The 21,096-nt window shown below is 44.3% G+C and carries 18 protein-coding genes; 11 read left to right on the top strand and 7 right to left on the bottom strand.

What is annotated here, in order from left to right; genetic code table 11:
• The 5 genes from ACK8OT_RS13410 to tkt all read right to left on the bottom strand — a co-directional run.
• A partial coding sequence (locus ACK8OT_RS13410) for a retention module-containing protein (RefSeq protein ID WP_410197026.1) occupies window positions 1–2,674 on the bottom strand: 2,674 nt, incomplete at its 3' end.
• A gap of 346 nt (window positions 2,675–3,020) precedes the next feature.
• The gene (gene tnpA, locus ACK8OT_RS13405; protein ID WP_410195513.1) at window positions 3,021–3,455 is read right to left on the bottom strand and encodes an IS200/IS605 family transposase; all 435 of its coding nucleotides are present in this window, start codon (window positions 3,453–3,455) and stop codon (window positions 3,021–3,023) included.
• Between the two features lie 169 nt (window positions 3,456–3,624).
• Entirely contained in the window at window positions 3,625–4,701 is a 1,077-nt protein-coding gene (gene fbaA / locus ACK8OT_RS13400; RefSeq protein ID WP_410197025.1) for a class II fructose-bisphosphate aldolase, read from the bottom strand.
• Between the two features lie 103 nt (window positions 4,702–4,804).
• Complete coding sequence (locus ACK8OT_RS13395) at window positions 4,805–5,971, bottom strand: phosphoglycerate kinase (protein ID WP_410197024.1); 1,167 nt, start codon at window positions 5,969–5,971, stop codon at window positions 4,805–4,807.
• A 527-nt stretch (window positions 5,972–6,498) separates the two neighbouring features.
• Window positions 6,499–8,490, bottom strand: coding sequence for a transketolase (tkt, locus tag ACK8OT_RS13390; protein ID WP_410197023.1), 1,992 nt, complete (start codon window positions 8,488–8,490; stop codon window positions 6,499–6,501).
• A gap of 292 nt (window positions 8,491–8,782) precedes the next feature.
• Between tkt and ACK8OT_RS13385 the strand changes: the two genes are divergently transcribed.
• From ACK8OT_RS13385 to ruvX, 8 genes are all read left to right on the top strand, one after another.
• Window positions 8,783–10,054: a chloride channel protein gene (locus ACK8OT_RS13385; RefSeq protein WP_410197022.1), complete on the top strand. Its 1,272-nt coding sequence runs from the start codon at window positions 8,783–8,785 to the stop codon at window positions 10,052–10,054.
• A gap of 240 nt (window positions 10,055–10,294) precedes the next feature.
• The gene (gene metK, locus ACK8OT_RS13380) at window positions 10,295–11,449 is read left to right on the top strand and encodes a methionine adenosyltransferase (RefSeq protein WP_410197021.1); all 1,155 of its coding nucleotides are present in this window, start codon (window positions 10,295–10,297) and stop codon (window positions 11,447–11,449) included.
• Window positions 11,450–11,482: 33 nt separating this feature from the next.
• A complete protein-coding gene (locus ACK8OT_RS13375; protein ID WP_410197020.1) occupies window positions 11,483–11,977 on the top strand; it encodes a SprT family zinc-dependent metalloprotease in 495 nt (164 codons plus the stop codon).
• 107 nt (window positions 11,978–12,084) lie between these two features.
• On the top strand, window positions 12,085–12,786 hold the full coding sequence (locus ACK8OT_RS13370; protein WP_410197019.1) for an endonuclease: 702 nt from the start codon (window positions 12,085–12,087) through the stop codon (window positions 12,784–12,786).
• Between the two features lie 20 nt (window positions 12,787–12,806).
• The gene (gene rsmE, locus ACK8OT_RS13365; protein WP_410197018.1) at window positions 12,807–13,544 is read left to right on the top strand and encodes a 16S rRNA (uracil(1498)-N(3))-methyltransferase; all 738 of its coding nucleotides are present in this window, start codon (window positions 12,807–12,809) and stop codon (window positions 13,542–13,544) included.
• Window positions 13,545–13,547: 3 nt separating this feature from the next.
• Window positions 13,548–14,501 carry a glutathione synthase gene (gshB, locus tag ACK8OT_RS13360; protein WP_410197017.1) on the top strand — a complete coding sequence of 318 codons (954 nt, stop codon included), beginning with the start codon at window positions 13,548–13,550 and terminating at the stop codon, window positions 14,499–14,501.
• 96 nt (window positions 14,502–14,597) lie between these two features.
• Window positions 14,598–15,158, top strand: a complete 561-nt coding sequence (locus tag ACK8OT_RS13355; RefSeq protein WP_410197028.1) for a YqgE/AlgH family protein — start codon at window positions 14,598–14,600, stop codon at window positions 15,156–15,158.
• A 13-nt stretch (window positions 15,159–15,171) separates the two neighbouring features.
• Complete coding sequence (gene ruvX / locus ACK8OT_RS13350; protein WP_410197016.1) at window positions 15,172–15,588, top strand: Holliday junction resolvase RuvX; 417 nt, start codon at window positions 15,172–15,174, stop codon at window positions 15,586–15,588.
• Between the two features lie 127 nt (window positions 15,589–15,715).
• On the opposite strand, the gene ACK8OT_RS13345 is transcribed toward ruvX, so the two are convergent.
• The gene (locus ACK8OT_RS13345; protein ID WP_410197015.1) at window positions 15,716–16,495 is read right to left on the bottom strand and encodes an OmpA family protein; all 780 of its coding nucleotides are present in this window, start codon (window positions 16,493–16,495) and stop codon (window positions 15,716–15,718) included.
• A gap of 471 nt (window positions 16,496–16,966) precedes the next feature.
• Window positions 16,967–18,379 carry an alanine/glycine:cation symporter family protein gene (locus ACK8OT_RS13340; RefSeq protein ID WP_410197014.1) on the bottom strand — a complete coding sequence of 471 codons (1,413 nt, stop codon included), beginning with the start codon at window positions 18,377–18,379 and terminating at the stop codon, window positions 16,967–16,969.
• A gap of 254 nt (window positions 18,380–18,633) precedes the next feature.
• On the opposite strand from ACK8OT_RS13340, the gene tal reads away from it, so the two are divergent.
• The 3 genes from tal to ACK8OT_RS13325 all read left to right on the top strand — a co-directional run bounded on the left by tal (window position 18,634) and on the right by ACK8OT_RS13325 (window position 21,050).
• Entirely contained in the window at window positions 18,634–19,593 is a 960-nt protein-coding gene (gene tal / locus ACK8OT_RS13335) for a transaldolase (RefSeq protein WP_410197013.1), read from the top strand.
• A gap of 127 nt (window positions 19,594–19,720) precedes the next feature.
• Window positions 19,721–19,894, top strand: coding sequence for a DUF3545 family protein (locus ACK8OT_RS13330; RefSeq protein WP_410197012.1), 174 nt, complete (start codon window positions 19,721–19,723; stop codon window positions 19,892–19,894).
• 136 nt (window positions 19,895–20,030) lie between these two features.
• A complete protein-coding gene (locus tag ACK8OT_RS13325; RefSeq protein WP_410197011.1) occupies window positions 20,031–21,050 on the top strand; it encodes a carbohydrate-binding protein in 1,020 nt (339 codons plus the stop codon).
• Window positions 21,051–21,096: the final 46 nt, after the last annotated feature.

The following is a 21,096-nucleotide window of genomic DNA, read 5'->3' as shown; positions in this document are numbered from 1 at the left end:
CCGTCACATCGTCATCTAGGGTTTGCGTGCGCACTAAGATGGTTTGGTTACCGCCGTCTGGCAAACTTACCTGGCCGTTAGACACAGTCCAGGTTGCGCCTCCATCTAGGCTAACTTCAAAACTGGCTTCATAATCTGCTGATGTCGCCGTTCCATCCGCTAGGCTTAAACTAACCACACTGCCAAGAGCCGCTTTACCCACTTCAACTGTGAAAGTGGCTTGCTCGCCTTCTATTACAGTGACATTATTTGAGTCTGCAGCTGGGTTAACAATTAAGCTAGAGCCGTCATTATCGATAATAGTGGTGGTAACCGCACTATCACCTTTGACTAAATTCTCAAAACCACCACCATTGGTATTGCCTAAAGTGACATTAAACTGCTCATTACCTTCTTTGACTGCATCTTCAATAGTTGTTACCGAGAACACTTTTTCCGTGGTGCCCGCTTTAATCACCACATCTTGGGTTTGCGCAATCACGTCACCGTTGTCGGTAGTGATATGGCCAGTGATCACTTGTACCGTTAGATCTGTCGCGGGCGCTTTGTCCACGCTAACGGTGTAGCTAGCACTTTCACCTTCAACCACGCTTGCATCACCTTTTAGACTGATGGTCGCGGTGTCTTCGGGTCCTGGGTTACCGTCGGTGCCGGTTTGGTCATTGATGGTAGTTTCGACCACCGAGGTGCCTTTGACTAAATTCTCATAACCGCCACCCGTGGTGTTACCTAGGCTGACTTGGAATTTCTCGCCAGTATCGGCATAGGCATCATCTAGGGTATCCACGACTAACGTCGCGCTGGTTTCACCCGCTTTAATCACCACATCTTGGGTTTGGGCTATCACATCACCATTATCGGTAGTGATATGGCCGGTGATCACTTGCACGGTTAGATCTGTCGCGGGCGCTTTGTCCACGCTGACGGTGTAGCTAGCACTTTCGCCTTCAACAACAGTAGATGAACCGCTTAAGCTGAGAGTTGCAGTATCAGCTGGTGTCGGAGGGGTAACGACACTGTCATCAAGGATGGTTGCAGTTCCTGTACTTTGTAGTACTTCACCTGCACTAACTAAAGAAGCATTTAATTGGTAGGTTTCGGGCGCTTCTATATACGCATCATCAAGGGTTTGGGTGCGAACCAAAATAGTTTGATTGCCACCATCTGCAAGACTAACCTGACCATTTGAAGCTATCCAAGTCTGGCCACCATCTAAACTTATTTCAAAACTTGCTTGATAATCTGCCGAAGTAGCGGTGCCATCTTCTAGGCTTAGATTCAAAATACTACCCGCTGCTGCTTTACCCACCTCAACAGTAAAGATTGCTTGGTCACCTTCAACAACATCAAGGTTGTTGGCTTGCATCCCTTGGTTAACAACAACACTGGTCGTGTCGTTATCAATAATATTCGTTGTCACCTCGGCGTTATCTGGTTGTGGCTTAATCGCCTCAAATGCACCTTGTTGATCAACTATGTTAACCACAGAGACAACTATGGTTTCGATTGCTTCAGGTAAGTTATCGTCGATAGTTGATAACACAAATTGACCGCTACTAGCAGGGCCTGTGATAACAACAGAAACAACACCATTAAAGTCGGTTCCGTCTTCGGCAGAACCTGAATAAGCAAGCTCAACGGTCACTGACTTACCATCAGGAACAGCCTGAGAAAGCTCAATCGTGTATGGAGACGTGGTGTCACCTTCCGTGACTTCACTTGGCCCCGTAATAGCTACAAAAACTGTGTCGTTTTCTTCAGGTTCAACGCTAGGCTCTATTGCTTCCTCACCCGCATCATCATAGATAGTGCCTTCAATAACAGCGGTCGTTGACTCATCACCCGTCGTTAATGTTGCCTGTAATTGAAATGTCTCGGCAACTTCGCGGATCGCATCATCAGTGGTATCAATACGCACCAATACGGTTTCAGAGCCGGTTAAGTTAATGGCTGATTCACCATATTTAATCCAGCTCACACCACCATCAAGACTCACTTCAAAATTAGCATCATAATCACTGGCGCTAACTGCTGAGCCATCAACAAGCTCTAGAGAAAGTGATGAGTTAAGCGCATTGGTTACATTGACCGAAAAAACCGCAAAGTCCCCTTCGGCAACAGCTACGTTATCTGAATTAAGGGATGCACCAGCAGGACTTACGATAATAGAGGGAATTTGAGGTACACTTGGGGTAACTTCGATGGTTTGTCTAGGTTCAATGGGTTCTATTTCTTCTGGTGGTTCAACAGATAAGCCATTGGTGTCATAGCCTGAGCCCGCAATTTGCGAATCGCCAGTACGAGAGATACCTGAGCTACCACTGATACTTGAACCGGCAGCAGCCTCTTCACCAGCAGCAGGTGCTTCAAAATCATCGAGTTGGGTTGGGTCTGCTCCAGCTAATAGCGCTTGTTGCAAGGCAGCTATTTCACTTTCCACATCCGCCGGTAATGAGAATGCATCTTCGCCATTACTTTCGTTGGCTGCAACAGCCAAATTGTCATCAATCGGAGACAAGGAGAATGCCTGAGCATCTTCAGCCTCAATTTTTTGTCCAGGTAAGACTTTATCACCAGGTTTTAACAGCGCTTTACTTCCATCGCTATTAACAACATACACTTTGCCATTGATGGCGCTGACAACTGAAGCAGTTTGAACTGATAACAAAACCATAACTTTCCCTCGGTATTCCATGTGGCGTTCCATTGCTGGTCCCAATCCTTGGGTCGCCTTTCTTCCTGATGGGTGAAGATGCTAATTAGCCATATATTTGGCTGCAATATTGCAAGTCTATAACATATCTGAAATAGATAAAATACACTCAGTCATTAACATGATGCGCTAGATCTCATGGCATCGAGCACAATCATGATCCGAAGCGCGCTAAGCATAAATAAAAACAGTGTTTTTCTAGAAGGTTATATCGGCAGGGGATGAAAAAATGTTATTTAAAAGTTGTAAATAATCCACCTTCTGAAGAAGGTGGCTTTGTGTTAACCCCCTAAAAGGGGGCCTTTGTTTAGTTCAGCGCCAACTCTCTCTGCTCTTGACGCTCTTGTTTCTCTTGGTGCCTTACGTATCGGCGTATTATTTCCTCATTGATTCCTACGCTATCAACAAAATAGCCCCTTTGCCAAAAATGATTTCCCCATAACTTGTTCTTCCTTAGATATGGGAATTTGCTAAATAACTTCAAGGCTATTTTACCTTTCAAAACACCCATCAAACTTGATATTGATAATTTTGGCGGTACCTTTACCACTAGGTGAACATGGTCAACTTGTACATTCAATTCAACGACTTCACATCCAAGTTGATTACAGTAAACCTGTATGCACCGATAAACTTCTTTACCCACATTATTTTTCAATATTCGAAAACGATACTTTGGTGTCCACACAATGTGATATTGACATCTCCAAAATACGTGGGAAGCTTGGTTATATCTACTCATGTTATTTGTCCTCTTTGACTTCGCTAAAAATCGAGAGTCCATTTAGCATGAGTAGAACTTCGGGCAAAGCCCCCTATGGATGATAACCACCTACTGAAGTAGGTGGTTTAGGGCTGAAAATAAAAAAAGTCAGCCTAAAGGCTGACTTTTTGCAGATAAAACTGACTAATTAAAGTACGTCAATCGCATTTAGGTCAGCAAATGCTTTTTCAAGGCGTGCAACCATAGAAGTTTGACCAGCACGTAACCAAACGCGTGGATCGTAGTATTTCTTGTTAGGTGCATCTGGACCAGTTGGGTTACCGATTTGACCTTGTAGGTATTCACGGTTAGCCGCTTCGTATTGACGAATGCCGTCCCATGTTGCCCACTGAGTATCAGTATCGATGTTCATTTTGATTACACCGTAACCGATAGACTCTTGGATTTCAGCTTCAGTTGAACCGCTACCACCGTGGAATACAAAGTTAAGTGCATTTGGCGCAATACCGAATTTCTCTGCACAGTAAGCTTGAGAATCACGTAGGATAGTTGGAGTTAGTTTAACGTTACCTGGCTTGTAAACACCGTGTACGTTACCGAAAGAAGCAGCGATAGTGAAACGTGGGCTAACTGCGCTTAGTTTCTCGTATGCATATGCTACGTCTTCTGGTTTAGTGTATAGCTCAGACTCATCCATGTGAGAGTTGTCTACGCCGTCTTCTTCACCACCCGTACAACCTAGTTCGATTTCTAGGGTCATGTTCATCTTAGCCATACGCTCTAGGTATTTAGCACAGATTTCGATGTTTTCTTCTAGTGACTCTTCAGATAGGTCGATCATGTGAGAAGAGAACAGAGGCTTACCAGTTTGTGCGAAGAACTCTTCACCTGCGTCTAGTAGACCGTCGATCCATGGTAGTAGTTTCTTAGCAGCATGGTCAGTGTGAAGAATAACTGGAACACCGTAAGCAGCAGCAACAGCGTGTACATATTTAGCACCCGCTACAGCACCAAGGATTTGTGCACCTTGACCTTCAAGTTTTACGCCTTTACCAGCGAAGAAACCAGCACCACCGTTAGAGAATTGAACAACCACTGGCGCTTTAACTTTAGATGCAGCTTCTAAAACACCGTTGATTGAATCAGTGTTAACTACGTTAACAGCAGGAAGAGCGAAGTTGTTTGCTTTAGCGATTTCAAATACTTTTTGAACGTCATCGCCAGAGATAACACCTGGTTTTACAAAATCAAAGATCTTAGACATGAATATAATCCTATTGTTCTGTCACACTTAAAAAGATTTTCGGCGCGTATTATACACAAAAACCGCGCCATAAAAAACGGGAGCGAGGCTCCCGTTCTATTAATTATGCACGCGACTCAAGCATAGCTACGGCAGGAAGTACTTTACCTTCTACAAACTCAAGGAACGCACCGCCACCCGTTGAGATGTAAGAAACTTGGTCTTTGATACCAAACTTGTCGATAGCAGCTAGCGTATCACCACCACCAGCGATAGAGAATGCATCGCTTTCAGCAATCGCTTGTGCAATCACTTTAGTACCGTTGGCAAAGTTTTCAAACTCAAATACGCCTACTGGGCCGTTCCAAAGAATGGTTTTTGCTTCTTTGATTAGCTTAGCTAGCGCTTCGGCTGAATCAGGACCTAAGTCAAAAATCATGTCTTCATCAGCAACATCGTCAGCAGACTTAATTGTACCAACAGCAGTTTCAGAGAACTCAGTACCAACCACTACATCGGTTGCAACCGGAATAGCACACTCTTTCATTAGTTTTTGCGCGGTTGGGATCAAGTCTTCTTCACATAGAGACTTACCTACATTTTTACCTTCTGCTGCGATAAAGGTGTTAGCAATACCACCACCCACAACAAGTTGGTCAGCAATTTTAGATAGCGACTCAAGTACAGTTAGTTTAGTTGAAACCTTAGAGCCACCCACGATTGCGATCATTGGACGAGCTGGCTTGTCCATTGCTTTACCTAGCGCTTCTAATTCAGCGGCTAGTAGTGGACCTGCACAAGCGACTTCTGCAAATTTAGCGATACCGTGAGTTGAAGCTTGGGCACGGTGTGCAGTACCAAATGCATCCATAACGTAAACATCACATAGTGCAGCAAGTTGCTTGCTTAGTGTTTCGTCGTCTTTTTTCTCGCCTTTGTTGAAACGAACGTTTTCAAGCACAACGACTTCGCCTTCGTTTACTTCTAGGCCATTTAGGTAGTCAGTTGCTAGACGTACTGGCACATCAAGCGCTTCGTTTAGGTAATCAACAACAGGTTGTAGTGTGAAAGGTGCGTTTTCTTCAGCTGTGCCACCTTCAACAGGGCGACCTAAGTGAGAAGTGATCATAACTTTAGCGCCTTTTTCTAGGGCTAATTTGATGGTTGGAATCGATGCTAAGATTCGTGCATCTGATGCCACCTTGCCGTCTTTAATTGGCACGTTAAGATCTTGACGGATAAATACGCGTTTGCCGGCTAGGTCTTGATCAACCATTTTTTTTACTGACATGTTATGTCCTCTAACTGTAAGTTATGAAATTAAAAAATCAACACAGGAAAACCTCAGGATAACCCTTTGCTTTCCTTTATAAACTCTAAAACACGACTGCCTTGCGGTTACATCTGCAGCGGCGTCTTTCATGCAATTTACATTTACACTTGCTGTTGCCAATAGCCATTATTAGGCATCAAATTGGTTACATTTTGCTTGATTTACATCAGTTACTGTAACTTTTTTTCTTTTTTGTTGTGCATTGCGGTAATTTCACCTCGACCAGGAACAGCGACCAAGCCAAAACAAAAACATAAGTAACACTTAAATAGTGCACTACAACAGCATTTTTCGCCAAAAAAAACACTACTCAACCACAAATACAACAAAACGCCACTCAAACACGAAATAAAATAGCTTAAATAGCAAAAGCGTATCAGCAAAATATGTAGTAATAGTACCACATTTTGTTTAAAGCACACTAGCAGGCAAAAAAAAACGCCGCTGATAAGGCGGCGTTTTGAAAAGCTATTACGAAGCGCAGATTATAAGCTTAGCGCTTGTTCTACTACGTTCTCAACGGTAAAGCCGAACATCTTAAATAGCTCACCAGCAGGAGCTGACTCACCAAAGGTAGTCATACCTACGATCTTGCCATTTAGACCTACATACTTGTACCAGTAATCTGCAATACCTGCTTCAATGGCGACACGCTTAGTCACAGCGGCAGGAAGTACGGATTCTTTATATTCTGCGCTTTGCGCATCGAATACATCTGTACAAGGGAGAGATACCACGCGTACCGCTTTACCTTTAGCTGTTAGCTCTTGCGCCGCAGCAACTGCAAGCTCAACTTCAGAGCCCGTTGCAATCAAGATGATGTCAGCTTGGCCATCACAATCAACTAATACGTAACCACCTTTAGCCACATCAGCAAGCTGCTGGGCATCACGCGCTTGTGGCGCAAGGTTTTGACGACTGAAGATAAGTGCAGTTGGGCCATCAACACGCTCAATGGCGTATTTCCAAGCAACCGCAGATTCAACCGAGTCACATGGACGCCATGTGCTCATATTTGGCGTTAAACGAAGACTTGCGATTTGCTCAACAGGTTGGTGAGTTGGACCGTCTTCGCCTAGACCAATTGAGTCATGAGTGTATACATGAATAGCACGTTGCTTCATCAACGCAGCCATACGTAATGCGTTACGTGCGTATTCCATAAACATAAGGAAGGTCGCACCGTAAGTGACAAAACCACCGTGTAACGCGATACCATTCATGATCGCAGACATACCGAATTCACGTACACCGTAGTGGATGTAGTTACCGCTAGCATCGTTTGCTTCTAGGGCTTTAGAGCCAGACCACATGGTTAAGTTAGAAGGCGCTAAGTCAGCAGAGCCACCCATGATTTCAGGTAGTAACGCACCGAATGCTTCTAAACAGTTTTGTGATGCTTTACGTGTCGCTACATTCGGTTGGTCGGCTTGTAGGGCAGCAATATAAGCAGTCGACTTTTCTTCCCAATCAGTTGGTAACTGGTTGTTCACACGACGTTCAAACTCAACAGCTAGTTCAGGGTAGGCTGCTTTATAAGCTGCAAATTTCTCGTTCCACGCCGCTTCGGCTGCTGAGCCTGCTGCTTTGTTATCCCACTCACCGTAAACATCAGCAGGGATATCAAATGCTTCATGATTCCAACCTAGGAATTCACGAGACGCTTTAATTTCTTCAGCACCTAATGGCGCGCCGTGACAATCGTGGCCACCTTGCTTATTGGGTGAACCGTAACCAATAATGGTTTTACAACAAATTAAAGTAGGACGCTTAGTTTCAGCTTGTGCAGCTTCCACTGCGGCTTTAATCGCAGCCGCATCATGGCCATCAACACCTGCAATAACATGCCAGCCGTACGCTTCAAAACGTTTAGGAGTATCGTCGGTAAACCAACCTTCCACATCGCCATCAATAGAGATACCGTTGTCATCCCAAAACGCAATTAACTTGCCTAGACCTAAGGTACCAGCAAGAGAACATGCTTCATGAGAGATACCTTCCATCAAACAGCCATCGCCCATGAAAGCGTAAGTGTAGTGATCAACGATATCGAAATTGTCACGGTTAAACTGATCGGCAAGTGCTTTTTCAGCAATCGCCATACCTACCGCATTGGTGATACCTTGGCCTAAAGGACCAGTAGTCGTTTCAACACCTGGAGCATAGCCGTATTCTGGGTGGCCCGGTGTTTTAGAATGTAGCTGACGGAAGTTTTTTAAATCTTCAATTGATAGATCATAACCTGATAGATGCAATAGAGAATAAAGCAGCATAGAGCCATGGCCGTTAGAAAGGATGAAACGGTCACGATCTGCCCAGTTAGGGTTAGTCGGGTTATGCTTTAAAAAGTCACGCCATAGCACTTCAGCTATGTCGGCCATCCCCATAGGGGCGCCTGGGTGACCAGAATTGGCCTTTTGAACTGCATCCATACTAAGCGCACGAATGGCATTTGCTAGTTCATTACGAGAAGGCATGAGATCTCCTGCATTAATCAAAATGTTGCTTGGACTGGGATTGATGGCCTTGCAAATGAACAAGTTTGCCTGCCAGCAGACTCACTCATTTCCACACCAATAGTGGTGGCGTATTGTCCCAAGATGACTAAACATGTGCAATCTTCTTTTGTAAAAAAAATGAGCAAATTATGCTAAATATGCAAAACCGCTCGCTTTCTTAACCTTGGGTGTTGCTGCTACCCTAGGATTTGAGGTCAAAATGGCATAAAATTCCGTTCTTTATACCACTATCAGTAAACACCTAACCGCAATGGAAAGTTCAGCAACAGGTCTCAAACGCACCCTCATGATCACTGTGATTGGCAGCCTGCTTTGCTCCGGACTGATTATTTCATTTAGCAACTTATCTAAATTTGAGCTTGTAGCTTATGCGCTCGACTATGCTTGGACTTATACGTTAGTGCCCTTTTTGGGCGCTCTTTGCCTGATTTTACTATTTCGCTATTTTAACCAATACACTAAGTCTGGGTTACCCATAGTGGTTATGGGGTATCATTTTAAAGACGGTAAATTTGCTCTGGGGAATGCAATATTCCAATACGTTGCCGCTCTGATTTCCCTGATCTGTGGCTTTGCTGTTGGCGCAGTAGGTCCAGCGCTGCATATCGGCGCAGCAGCCATGAATCTGCTCGGCCAGTACTTTAACCTCAATGAAACTCGCCTTCGGCAATTAACCGCCTGCGGTGCAGCCAGCGCGATGGCAGCTCTTTTTCATACGCCGATTACCGCCATTTTTTTTGTTCAAGAAACCATAGTAAGACGCTTTCGCTGGCAAACCTGCCTGTTAATCAGTATCTGCGCTTTCTTTTCCGCATGGATTGCAAGGCAACTTGGCGCTTATGAGTTTCATATTGATACGCAAAGTTTCAGCTACCAATTAACCTTGATACCTGAACTTATTATTGTTGGTGCAGTATGCGGATTATTGGCAACCTTGATGCTCAAGTTAATCCGTGTCACAGCAGATAATGTATTGTTGCCATATTGGGGAAAATTTTTGCTCGCCGCAGCGGTCACCTCGGCGGCCAGCTTGTATGGCACGGAAGTTATCGGTTTAGGCAACCAGCTACTTAATGTGTTGCTTTATGGTGATATAGGCTCTCAACTGGTGCTCACTTGGTTAATATTGCGTTTTTTGATCAGTGCCATCGCGATTGGCTCCGCTATTCCCGGCGGAGCCCTCGGCCCTAGCCTACTACTTGGCGCACTAACCGGGCATTGGTTAGCCTATTTATTGCCCAATGAAACCCCACAAGTATTTGTTTTGGTGGGTATGGCTGCCTTTTTTGGCGCGGTGTTGAAAAGCCCCATTTCAGCAACATTGCTGGTAGTCGAAGCCACGGCAAACCTCAACCTTGCCTTACCTTGTTTGGTCGGGAGTTTAACCGCCCATGTGGTGCAAACGCGAGTATTTGGCCAGCAAAACTTAATTGAGTTACTCTTGGCGAGGCAAAACATATTGTTAAAAAACAGCCCAAGTTTAAGTAAGAAAAAAATCAGTACTGACAATATCAACAGCTAGCTCAACAAAGCAACCTCACTACCACATACAAAACAAACAACATATATGACCAAGCGAAAGTAAAATATTAGTTTATAAAATTAATTTATCCGTATTTTACTCTCCTTTAGTCGTTCTAACGTATCTTTAGCCTAGTTTAACGCAAAAAAATTCTGGCATTCTGTTCAATCATGAATAGAATAGACGTCCAGATGGTAAAACATCCAAAAGTTGTCACTCATTGAAAGGAGCCACAGTATCATGGCCAGACATTTATTTACTTCTGAATCAGTATCAGAAGGTCATCCAGACAAAATTGCAGACCAAATTTCCGATGCTGTGTTAGATGCCATTCTCGAGCAAGACCCAAAAGCGCGTGTTGCTTGTGAAACTTATGTTAAGACCGGTATGGTTATGGTGGGCGGTGAAGTCACCACTTCTGCTTGGGTTGATATCGAAGAAATCACTCGTAAAACCGTACGCGAAATTGGCTACACTAGCTCTGACATGGGCTTTGATGCTGACTCTTGTGCAGTACTAAACACAATTGGTAAGCAATCACCTGACATCAACCAAGGTGTTGATCGCAGCCGCCCAGAAGATCAAGGCGCGGGCGACCAAGGTTTAATGTTTGGCTACGCCTCAAACGAAACCGACGAATTAATGCCAGCTCCGATTACCTACGCCCATCGCTTAGTTAAGAAACAAGCCGAAGTACGTAAAAGTGGCAAACTTGATTGGCTTCGACCAGATGCTAAATCACAAGTTACCTTCCAGTACGAAAATGGCATTATCACTGGCATCGACGCAGTTGTGCTATCTACCCAGCATAAAGACTGTATCAGCACACCCGATTTGCGCGAAGCGGTAATGGAAGAAATCATTAAACCCGTTTTACCAGCGCACTGGTTAACTAAAGACACACTGTTTCACATTAACCCAACCGGTCGCTTTGTAATTGGTGGTCCAGTTGGCGATTGTGGTCTAACTGGTCGTAAAATTATCGTAGATACTTACGGTGGTATGGCGCGTCACGGCGGCGGTGCATTTTCGGGTAAAGATCCATCAAAAGTTGACCGTAGTGCTGCTTATGCTGGCCGCTATGTGGCTAAAAACATTGTTGCAGCCGGCCTTGCTGATCGCTGTGAAATCCAAGTTTCTTATGCTATTGGTGTTGCAGAGCCAACTTCTATTAGCGTGGAAACATTTGGTACAGCGAAAATTGACGAAGATCGCCTAACACAAATTGTTCGCGACTCTTTTGATCTACGTCCTTACGGTATTTTGACCATGCTTGACCTAGAGCGACCTATCTACCAAGCAACAGCTGCTTACGGTCACTTTGGTCGTGACGAATTCCCTTGGGAAAAAACCGACAAAGCGGAACTACTGCGCGACGCGGCTGGCCTAAAATAAGCGCCACCTAAAATAACCGCTAAGTACAGCTAATTGTTAAGCGATACTCAAAAACAAGCACTCGAGCAACAGGTGGAAACCTGTTATAACCAAGCCGAGTGCTTTTTTGATCGCCCATTTACGCGCCCCGCTATCCAGTTTAATCAGCGCGGAAAAATCGCTGGCTCAGCTCACCTGCAAAAACAGCTGCTTAAATTTAATCCCGTTTTATATCAAGAAAACCAGGCTTCCTTTTTGCTTGATGTGGTTCCTCATGAAGTCAGCCATTTACTGGTCTATCAACTTCATGGCGCTCATGTCCCGCCCCATGGCCAAGAATGGCAATTTATCATGACCCAAGTGATGAAACGTCCCGCTCATCGCACCCATCAATATGACATTAGCTCGGTAGCTGGCAAAACCTTTCTCTACCAATGCCAATGTCAGCAACATCGGCTATCAATCAGACGCCACAATAGGGTTACAAAAGGCACTCAATACTTGTGTACTCAATGTAAGACTCCATTGCAAAAAACAGCCGAACAATAGCACAATATTTAACCAGTAAATAACATAAACATTATTAGCATTACCTGTATTTTGTTATTTTTTTAGCATGATACCCTTAGCGCATTTTTCAATAGTTGAGCCGAAATATGCGCAGTTTTATTATTTTTTTACTTTTTTTCATTACCTTACCTAGCCAAGCAGACGTTAAACCGTTTCGCCAAGCCAAAAAAGCCATCAGTGAAATCTACCAAGCCCATCCCGTTAGCTTTTACTGCGGCTGTGAGATTAATCGACAAGGGAAAAAACTGGTGCCGGATCATCAATCCTGTGGCTATGAAGTACGAAAGCAAGCCAAGCGCGCCGCTCGTATTGAATGGGAGCATGTCATGCCGGCATGGGAAATGGGCCACCAGCGTCAATGTTGGCAGCAAGGTGGGCGCAAAAATTGTAACCGTAACGATGCAACTTTTCGTCTGATGGAAGGCGATATGCACAACTTGGTGCCTGCTATTGGCGAAGTGAATGGCGATAGATCGAATTTTCAATTTACCGAATCTCGTCAAACGCCCTACCAATATGGCCAATGCCAGATGCTGGTCGACTTTAAAAATAAAAAAGCCACACCGCCAGACTTGCAAAAAGGGGCGATCGCCCGCATCTACTTTTATATGCAAGATCAATATGGCGTCAGAATATCTCGCCAGCAACGCCAACTTTATCAAGCTTGGCATAAGCAATATCCGGTGACGCCTTGGGAGTGTCAGCGTGATAAACTGATCAGCGCGAAACAAGGCAATGTTAATCCTTATGTCGCTGATGCCTGCCGCAGCGCAGGTTTATATGATTAACCCGATTTGAGATCCGTAATATGCGCGTACCAAGAATATTTGAGCCACAGCCCCTCGCCGTTGGCGATCAGTTAGACCTAGGTGAAGATGCTGCGAACCACGTGGGCCGAGTGTTACGCCTAACTACAGGTGATCAAATCATCTTGTTTAATGGCGAGACAGACAGCCAGTTTCTCGCGAGCTTAATTCAAAGCAATAAAAAACAAGTACGCGTGAGTATTGATGAATGCCAAGTTTCAGACAATGAAAGCCCACTCGCCATTCATTTAGGGCAAGTAATTTCTCGTGGCGATCGCATGGACTTTGTGATCCAAAAGTCAGTAGAACTGGGCGTGACAGAAATAACACCTTTGTTTAGCGAGCGTTGCGGCGTTAAATTAAGTGGTGAACGGTTAGAAAAAAAACGCCAACAATGGCAAAAAATTGCCATTGCAGCCTGTGAACAATCTGGGCGTAATCGAGTTCCAACGATCCATATCCCAGTCACGTTAGCCGAGTGGATCAACCAAGCCGATGCGGCGACAAAATTGACGCTTCATCCTAGAGCAAGTTATCGCATCAATACCTTACCTCAACCTGAGGCGAACAAGGTGCGCTTGTTAATAGGCCCCGAAGGCGGATTTAGCGATGATGAGGTGAACGCCAGTGAACAAGCCGGTTTTATTGAAACCTTATTAGGCCCACGTATACTGCGAACAGAAACAGCCGCATTGACGGCTATCACAGCACTACAATGTCGCTTTGGCGACTTAGGATAAGATATGACGATTAAGCTCGGTATCGTGATGGATCCCATCACCGACATTAAAATTCACAAAGATTCTAGCTTTGCCATGCTCCTTGAAGCCCAACAACGCGGCTATGAATTATTTTACCTTGAAATGTCAGATCTCTATTTAGACAATGGCCGCGCATTTGCAACCACTCAGCCGCTGACTGTGCAACGCGATGCCAACCACTGGTTTAGCTTAGGCGAGCAGCAAACACTGGCATTATCTGATCTTGATGTCATTTTAATGCGTAAAGATCCGCCGTTTGATACCGAGTACATCTACGCCACCTACATCCTAGAGCGCGCTGAAGATGAAGGCTGTTTGATAGTGAATAAGCCACAAAGCTTACGCGATGCCAATGAAAAGCTTTTTACCGCTTGGTTTAGTGAATTTACCCCAGAAACCTTAGTCAGCAGTGATGCGACTAAAATCCGAGCCTTTTATGCCAAGCACCAAGATATTATTGTAAAACCCCTCGATGGCATGGGCGGCGCGTCTATATTTAGAGTTAAGCCCGGTGACGCAAACCTAGGTGTGATCATTGAAACCTTAACCAACCACGGCCAGCAATATTGTATGGCGCAAGCCTTTATCCCACAAATAAGTGATGGTGATAAACGCATTTTAGTGGTTGATGGTGAGCCCGTACCATACTGCCTTGCTCGAATTCCAGCGCAAGGCGAAACCCGCGGTAATTTAGCCGCAGGCGGTCGCGGTGAAGCAAGACCTTTAAGTGAATCCGATTGGAAAATTGCGCGAGCGATTGGCCCAACCTTAAAGAAAAAGGGATTGATTTTTGTTGGTCTAGATGTGATTGGCGACAAACTCACAGAAATCAACGTGACCAGCCCTACCTGTATCCAAGAAATTGAAAATGCCTTTGATGTTTCTATTACGGGTATGCTGATGGATGCGATAGAGCAGCGCCTAAAGCGCGCCTAAATTAAATAAGTAAGCCCCAATAGCTCAGCCAAGCTGGGCTATTTCCTATGTTAATATCCACCAAAATAGATGATGTGAAGAATAGTTATGTTGGAGATGCAAAGTTTAAAGAACCACTTCCTAATCGCCATGCCGTCCTTGGATGGCCCCTTTTTTGAACGCTCAGTTGTGTATATTTGTGATCACAATGAGGAAGGTGCCATGGGCATAGTGATCAATGTAGCGGTCGATTTAAAACTAGGCAATCTATTAGAACAACTGGATATTACGCCAGCGGATGAGAGCAGAAAATCCCTCTCTCAGCCGATTATTCAAGGAGGCCCAGTCGGGGTGGATCGCGGGTTTGTAATTCATACCCCGGTCGAAGGCTTTTCCAGTAGCCTTAGCATGTCCGATGACATCATGGTGACCACCTCAAAAGATATTTTGCAAACCTTAGGCAGCGATCAAGAGCCCAAACACTTCTTAATGGCGTTGGGTTATGCTGGCTGGCAAGCAGGTCAACTAGAACAAGAGTTAGTTGAAAACAGCTGGTTAATCGCCCCCGCAGACAGCAAGCTTATTTTTAACACGCCGATTCATCGCCGTTGGGAAGAAGCAGCTAACTTACTTGGCATTGATATTTGGCAACTCTCTAGCCAAGCTGGACATGCCTAAGCAAGGATAAACGATGACACAAACTATATTAGGGTTTGATTTTGGTACTAAAAGTATCGGGGTGGCCGTAGGGCAATCCGTTACTGGCTGCGCCAATCCACTTAAAGCTCTTAAAGCCCGCGATGGCATACCTAATTGGGACGAAATAGCAGAATTAGTTAAACAGTGGCAGCCCGATGCCTTTGTTGTTGGCCTGCCACTTAACATGGATGGCACCATGCAAGAAGTTAGCTTTGGCGCCAAAAAATTTGCCAATCGTTTACAGCATCGCTTTCAAAAGCCCGCTCACTTACAAGATGAACGCCTCACAACCGTGGATGCGCGAGCTGAGATTTTTAGCCGCGGTGGCAGTAAGGCATTATCAAAAGACAAGGTGGATGGCATTTCTGCCTGTTTAATTATTGAGAGTTGGTTTGAAGCGCAGTATTAGCTGGACTTTTTCTACTCGCAATCACCCAAAAGGCTAACGCCATAAAGATTGCGATATAGCAACGACAAAAAAGCCGATAATGAAATATCGGCTTTTTCTATTGCTGCTTTCAAGTTTTAATTAAGCATTACCAACCCGATGCATCATCGTCTGATTCAATAATTAATTCTTCTTCTACAAAGGTCGATTCTTGTGAGTTTTTGATCGGTGATGGCATGGCTTGCTCTTTAATCACAAAATCAACGCGACGGTTTTGACTGCGCTGTGCTTCGGTATCATTACCGGCCACAGGTTTATCAAAACCATTGGCGACAGACTCTAGGATGGTCGCATCTACGCCTTTCGACACTAAGTAATCTACCGCAGATTTGGCTCGCTTAGCAGAAAGCTCTTTGTTGTACGCTGCGCTACCGACAGTGTCGGTATTACCTTGAACTTCAAGGCTTAAACCACTGTCTTTGGTGGCAGAAACAATGCAATCCAATTGGAAAGTTAATGCTTTATCTAGCTGCCATTCGTTAGTTGCAAAGCGAATGGGTTTCATGCCAACCACTTTAAAATCAACCACATCAACATAGGGGGCACATTCGTCACTGATTTCCACCAAGGTTTCCACGATAGGCTCAAATGGGTCTTCTTCAACCAAAGGTTGGCGCACTTTGATATGCACGGTGTCAACAATAGGCGCAAGATAACGAGGTGTTTCAGCTTGGTCTTGCTCTGTTTGTACCGTGTTAGGCAAAGCACAGCCTTGCTCATCAACAGCGGCACCAGACACGGTACCTGGACACTGATCAAGTCCAAATACCACACCGTCTTTATCAAAGTCAGGACTAAACGATGAGCTACATCCTAATAACAAGCCACTGGCTAAAACGGTTAAACCAAACTGAGCACCTAATTTCATATTATTCTTCTCTGTAAATACGGGGTTCACTTTTTGCTATTGCTACCTTCAGAACTAACAAGCTCCATTAGCTAAATAACTATTTATAAGAATGCACCTTTTAAACACATCATATATATAGGTCATTTAACCGCGTTGCTAGGCTACGTCATTGGAATGAACTAATAGACGGTGTAACAAGCGAGCAAATAATCGCATTTTTACCCCAGTGAGTACATAGCTAGGGGTATTTCAAGATCAAATTTATAAGTTAACATCTATTTATCACTATCTATGGATCGAGTGTTGTGCAAAAAACAGACATCATCATCAACCCAATATTAGCAAAAAAAAACCGCGTAAAAGCAACTTTACGCGGTTTTATTTTAGCTTATCAAGATGATACCTCAGACCTGACAGGCAACTAATGCCGGCAGATTAAGCCTGTTAAAGCTGACTAGGTATGCTCCTCAGTAAAACAAGTTAGCCAACTTATTTGTTTGCATTCCAAATACCCGGCTCGATGTTTTTCTCTAACTCAGGATATTGGGCTGCATCAAAAGTAGGCAGCTTATTGGCAGCCCTTTGCGCGTTATAATCCTTGGCTAACTTAACGACCACATTTGACAACAACAACATAGCGATCAAGTTGATTAACGCCATTAAGCCCATCGAAACATCCGCCATCGCCCAAACTAATGGCGACTCTGCAAGCGCGCCAAACATCACCATAATAAGAACAAAACAACGGAAAATGTTGATCCCTACTTTGTGGTTATGCTCCAAAAAGATCAGGTTAGTTTCGGCATAAGAGTAGTTAGCCACTATCGAAGTAAACGCAAAGAAGAAAATAGCTATCGCAATAAAAATCCCGCCCCACTCGCCAACTTGTGATGTTAGCGCCAATTGTGTTAGCTCAATGTTACTTACGCCTGAGCCTGGCTCTAATTGGCCAGATAGTAAAATAATGGCAGCGGTTGCAGTACAAATAACTATGGTATCAATAAATACCCCTAGCATTTGCACATAGCCTTGTGAAGCAGGATGCGGCGGATAAGGTGAGGCGCTAGCGGCGGCATTAGGCGCACTACCCATACCTGCTTCATTTGAGAACATACCGCGCTTAACCCCATTCATAATGGCCGCGCCAATCGCACCCGCTCCCGCTTCTTGAAGACCAAAAGCCGATTTGAAGATCAGCTCAAACATAGCCGGCACTTGCGAAATGTTAATGATCACCACATAAGCGGCAATCGCTAAATAAACCAGCGCCATCGCAGGGACAACCAACTCGGCAAATTTTGCAATAGTGCGAATACCGCCAAAGATAATGGCGGCAGAAATACAAACCAAGACCAAGCCAACTAATAACTTAGGCGTACCAAAAGCAGCATACATGGAATCAGTGATAGCGCCTGCTTGTACCGCATTAAACACCAAGCCAAACGCAATGATTAAAAAGATAGAAAACAATACCCCCATCCAACGCTGACCTAGGCCCTTTTCCATATAGTAAGCTGGGCCACCGCGATAGTTACCATCGTCATCTTTCACCTTGTACAACTGTGCTAAGCTGCTTTCAGCAAAACTGGTTGCCATACCAATTAATGCAATCAACCACATCCAAAACACGGCACCCGCACCACCTAAGTAGATAGCGACAGCCACACCGCCCATATTACCCACACCAACACGCGCAGCTAAGCTAGTTGCCAGCGCCTGAAACGAAGAAATGCCAGAGCTGTCTTCTTTACGACTGTTTTTAAGCACTGAAAATGTATGACCAAAATGACGGAACTGAATAAACCCTAAGCGAATAGTAAAATAAACACCCGTTAGGATAAGCACGGCAATCAGCACATACCCCCATAAAATTCCACCGATACTATTTACAATATCAAGCATGCAACCCCCAAAACTTGTTAATAAAACGCAAAACAAGAAAAAAATTAGACAAATAAACAATTAAAACCAATCATTAGCAACACAAAATATCACCAAGCCAGCTTTTTTCAATACATAGATTCGCTATTCCCGAATAATCGCAGGGCGCGATTAACATAAAAATGATATGAAATAAAACCCACCTAACGATTGTGAATTATCAATAAGTATGTCAAAAATAGACCAACACAGATAACTACAAAGACATATACCCTATGACTAACCTACTGAACCAACTTAAAAACATAACTTCCATCGTAGCTGACACAGGTGATATTGAAGCGATCAAACTGCATCGACCAGAAGATGCCACCACTAACCCATCATTGCTGCTAAAAGCAGCGGCAATACCGCAATATCAAACTCTTATAAAACAGGCAATTTCTGATGCAAAAACGAACAGTCAAGATGAGCAACAAATTTTGCAAGACGCAAGTGACCGCCTAGCAGTTAAAATTGGGGTTGAGATCCTCAACCATATCCCAGGCAAAATTTCGACCGAAGTGGATGCGCGATTATCGTTTGATTGCGATAAGACCATAGCCAAAGCCGAAAAGCTTATTACCCTTTACCAACAAGCTGGTATCGACAAATCCCGAGTCCTGATTAAGATTGCCGCGACATGGCAAGGTATCTGTGCCGCTAGGGAGCTGCAGAAACAAGGTATCAATTGTAACCTCACCTTGTTATTTAGCTTTGCTCAAGCGCGAGCCTGTGCCGAAGCAGGGGCTTATTTAATTTCCCCTTTTGTTGGCCGGATCTTAGACTGGTATAAAGCCAACCATCCCGATCAAGACTATTCAGGTATGGCGGATCCCGGTGTTCAGTCAGTGCAGAAAATTTATCAATACTTCAAACAACATGGCTACCCCACTATAGTGATGGGCGCTAGCTTTCGTAACACGGATGAAATTATTGCCTTAGCCGGTTGCGACAAACTGACCATAGGTCCAGATTTGTTAGCGCAACTAAATAACATGGATCAAAATCTGACTCGCCAATTGCAGCCGACCGATAAGATTATTCCAGCGCCAAATCCACTGAGCGAAAGTGAATTTTTATGGCAATTTCATCAAGATCCTATGGCAGTAGAAAAATTAGCACAAGGCATCCGCGCTTTTGCCAGCGATCAAGAAAAACTCGAGCAATTACTATTAAGCAAAATCAATGATTGATAAATAAACAAAACTTCACCTGTATTTGATATAAATATTGACTGGTTAACATAATTGAAACAATTTCATTTTACTTTGTAAGGGCCTGTGATACTAAAAACATGTCAATCAGTAAGAGGAAATCGGTATGGACGAGCTTGACTTTAATTTTGCACCTAGCTTAGATAACCCTCAACGTGGAAAGACCAAAGTAAAACGCCGTTGGCGTGAAATTGAAGCAATCAAAGAAGAGCAAAGATTGCGTAAAGAGTTAATGGACATTAACCCTATTTTTGACGACGAATTTCAATACGATTATTAACCAGCCAACTCCTGATAAAAAAATCCGCACCCAGTTGCGGATTTTTTTATTTAGCGAAAAATTCATTTAAATCATACTCATTATTTCGTTCTTTCTGGTATAAATAAGTTCAACTTAATCAGGAAGATAAGTAAAAATGAAACGACAAAAAACCGCTAGCCTAGTGCTATCTACATTAGCCCTTGGCACAAGTCTTCAGTTACATGCTCAAACCACGCCATATCATTACACTGCCTACCAAGTACAGCAAGCACCAGTACTTGACGGTAAGCTAGATGATCCTATTTGGCAAAGCATTACACCAAGTGAGCTATTTGTGAACCATCACGATAATAGTAACGCCGAGCAAAAGACTTGGGCCAAATTGGCTTATGATGCGCAAAATTTGTACGTCGCATTTTATGCCGAGGACAAAGACATTGCCGCCAACTTCAGTCAGCATGACGATCCCACCTATGAATATGACGATACCTTAGAAATATTTATCGATCCGACAGGTCAAGGCAAAGACTATTATGAAATCGGTATCAGCGCCCTGACTTACTATGACAGCGTGATCAATTCACCAAGCCCATGGCAAGATGACGTACCATGGAACATTGCAGGGTTAGCCTATGCAGTGCAAGTGAATGGCACCATTAATGACAGCAGCGATATCGATGAGGGCATGACGGTTGAATTAATCATCCCATTGGCGTCGCTTAATTATTCAGGCCAAGACGAAGGCAGTAATCCATCGCAGTGGCGTTTTAACTTTCATCGCGCCGACTACAGCACAGCAAGCCCCCAGTGGGAAGCGAACGCATGGCTAGCATGGAGCCCGATGGGATCATTTGGTTTTCATCAACCAAGCAAATTTGCCTACCTGAACTTCTCCGATGTGCCACTATATTTAGCGAACAATAGCTACCGTAAAGATGAGCAAGTGAGCTACCTAGGTCAGCTGTATCAAGCGCTTTACTACAGCACGCAAACGCCTGGCACAAGCAGCCAAGATGGCTGGCGAGTTAACGCTGATCAAGCGGGAGACTGGAATAGCAATCTTGTTTACTTAGCAGGTGACCAGGTTCGTTTTAACGGCCAAATCTGGCAAGCACAGTGGTGGACTCAAGGCCAACAGCCAAGTCAAAGCCAAGATTGGTCCGTGGTCGAGTAAGCTATAAATTTTAAGCTTTAGCCCCTTTGCAGCCAAAGGGGCTAAT

Source organism: Motilimonas thetidivivens, from assembly GCF_046452435.1.
GTDB lineage: Bacteria > Pseudomonadota > Gammaproteobacteria > Enterobacterales > CBDFNC01 > Motilimonas.
Note: the sequence above shows the minus strand (reverse complement) of the source record. Positions and strands in the feature narration are given on the sequence as shown.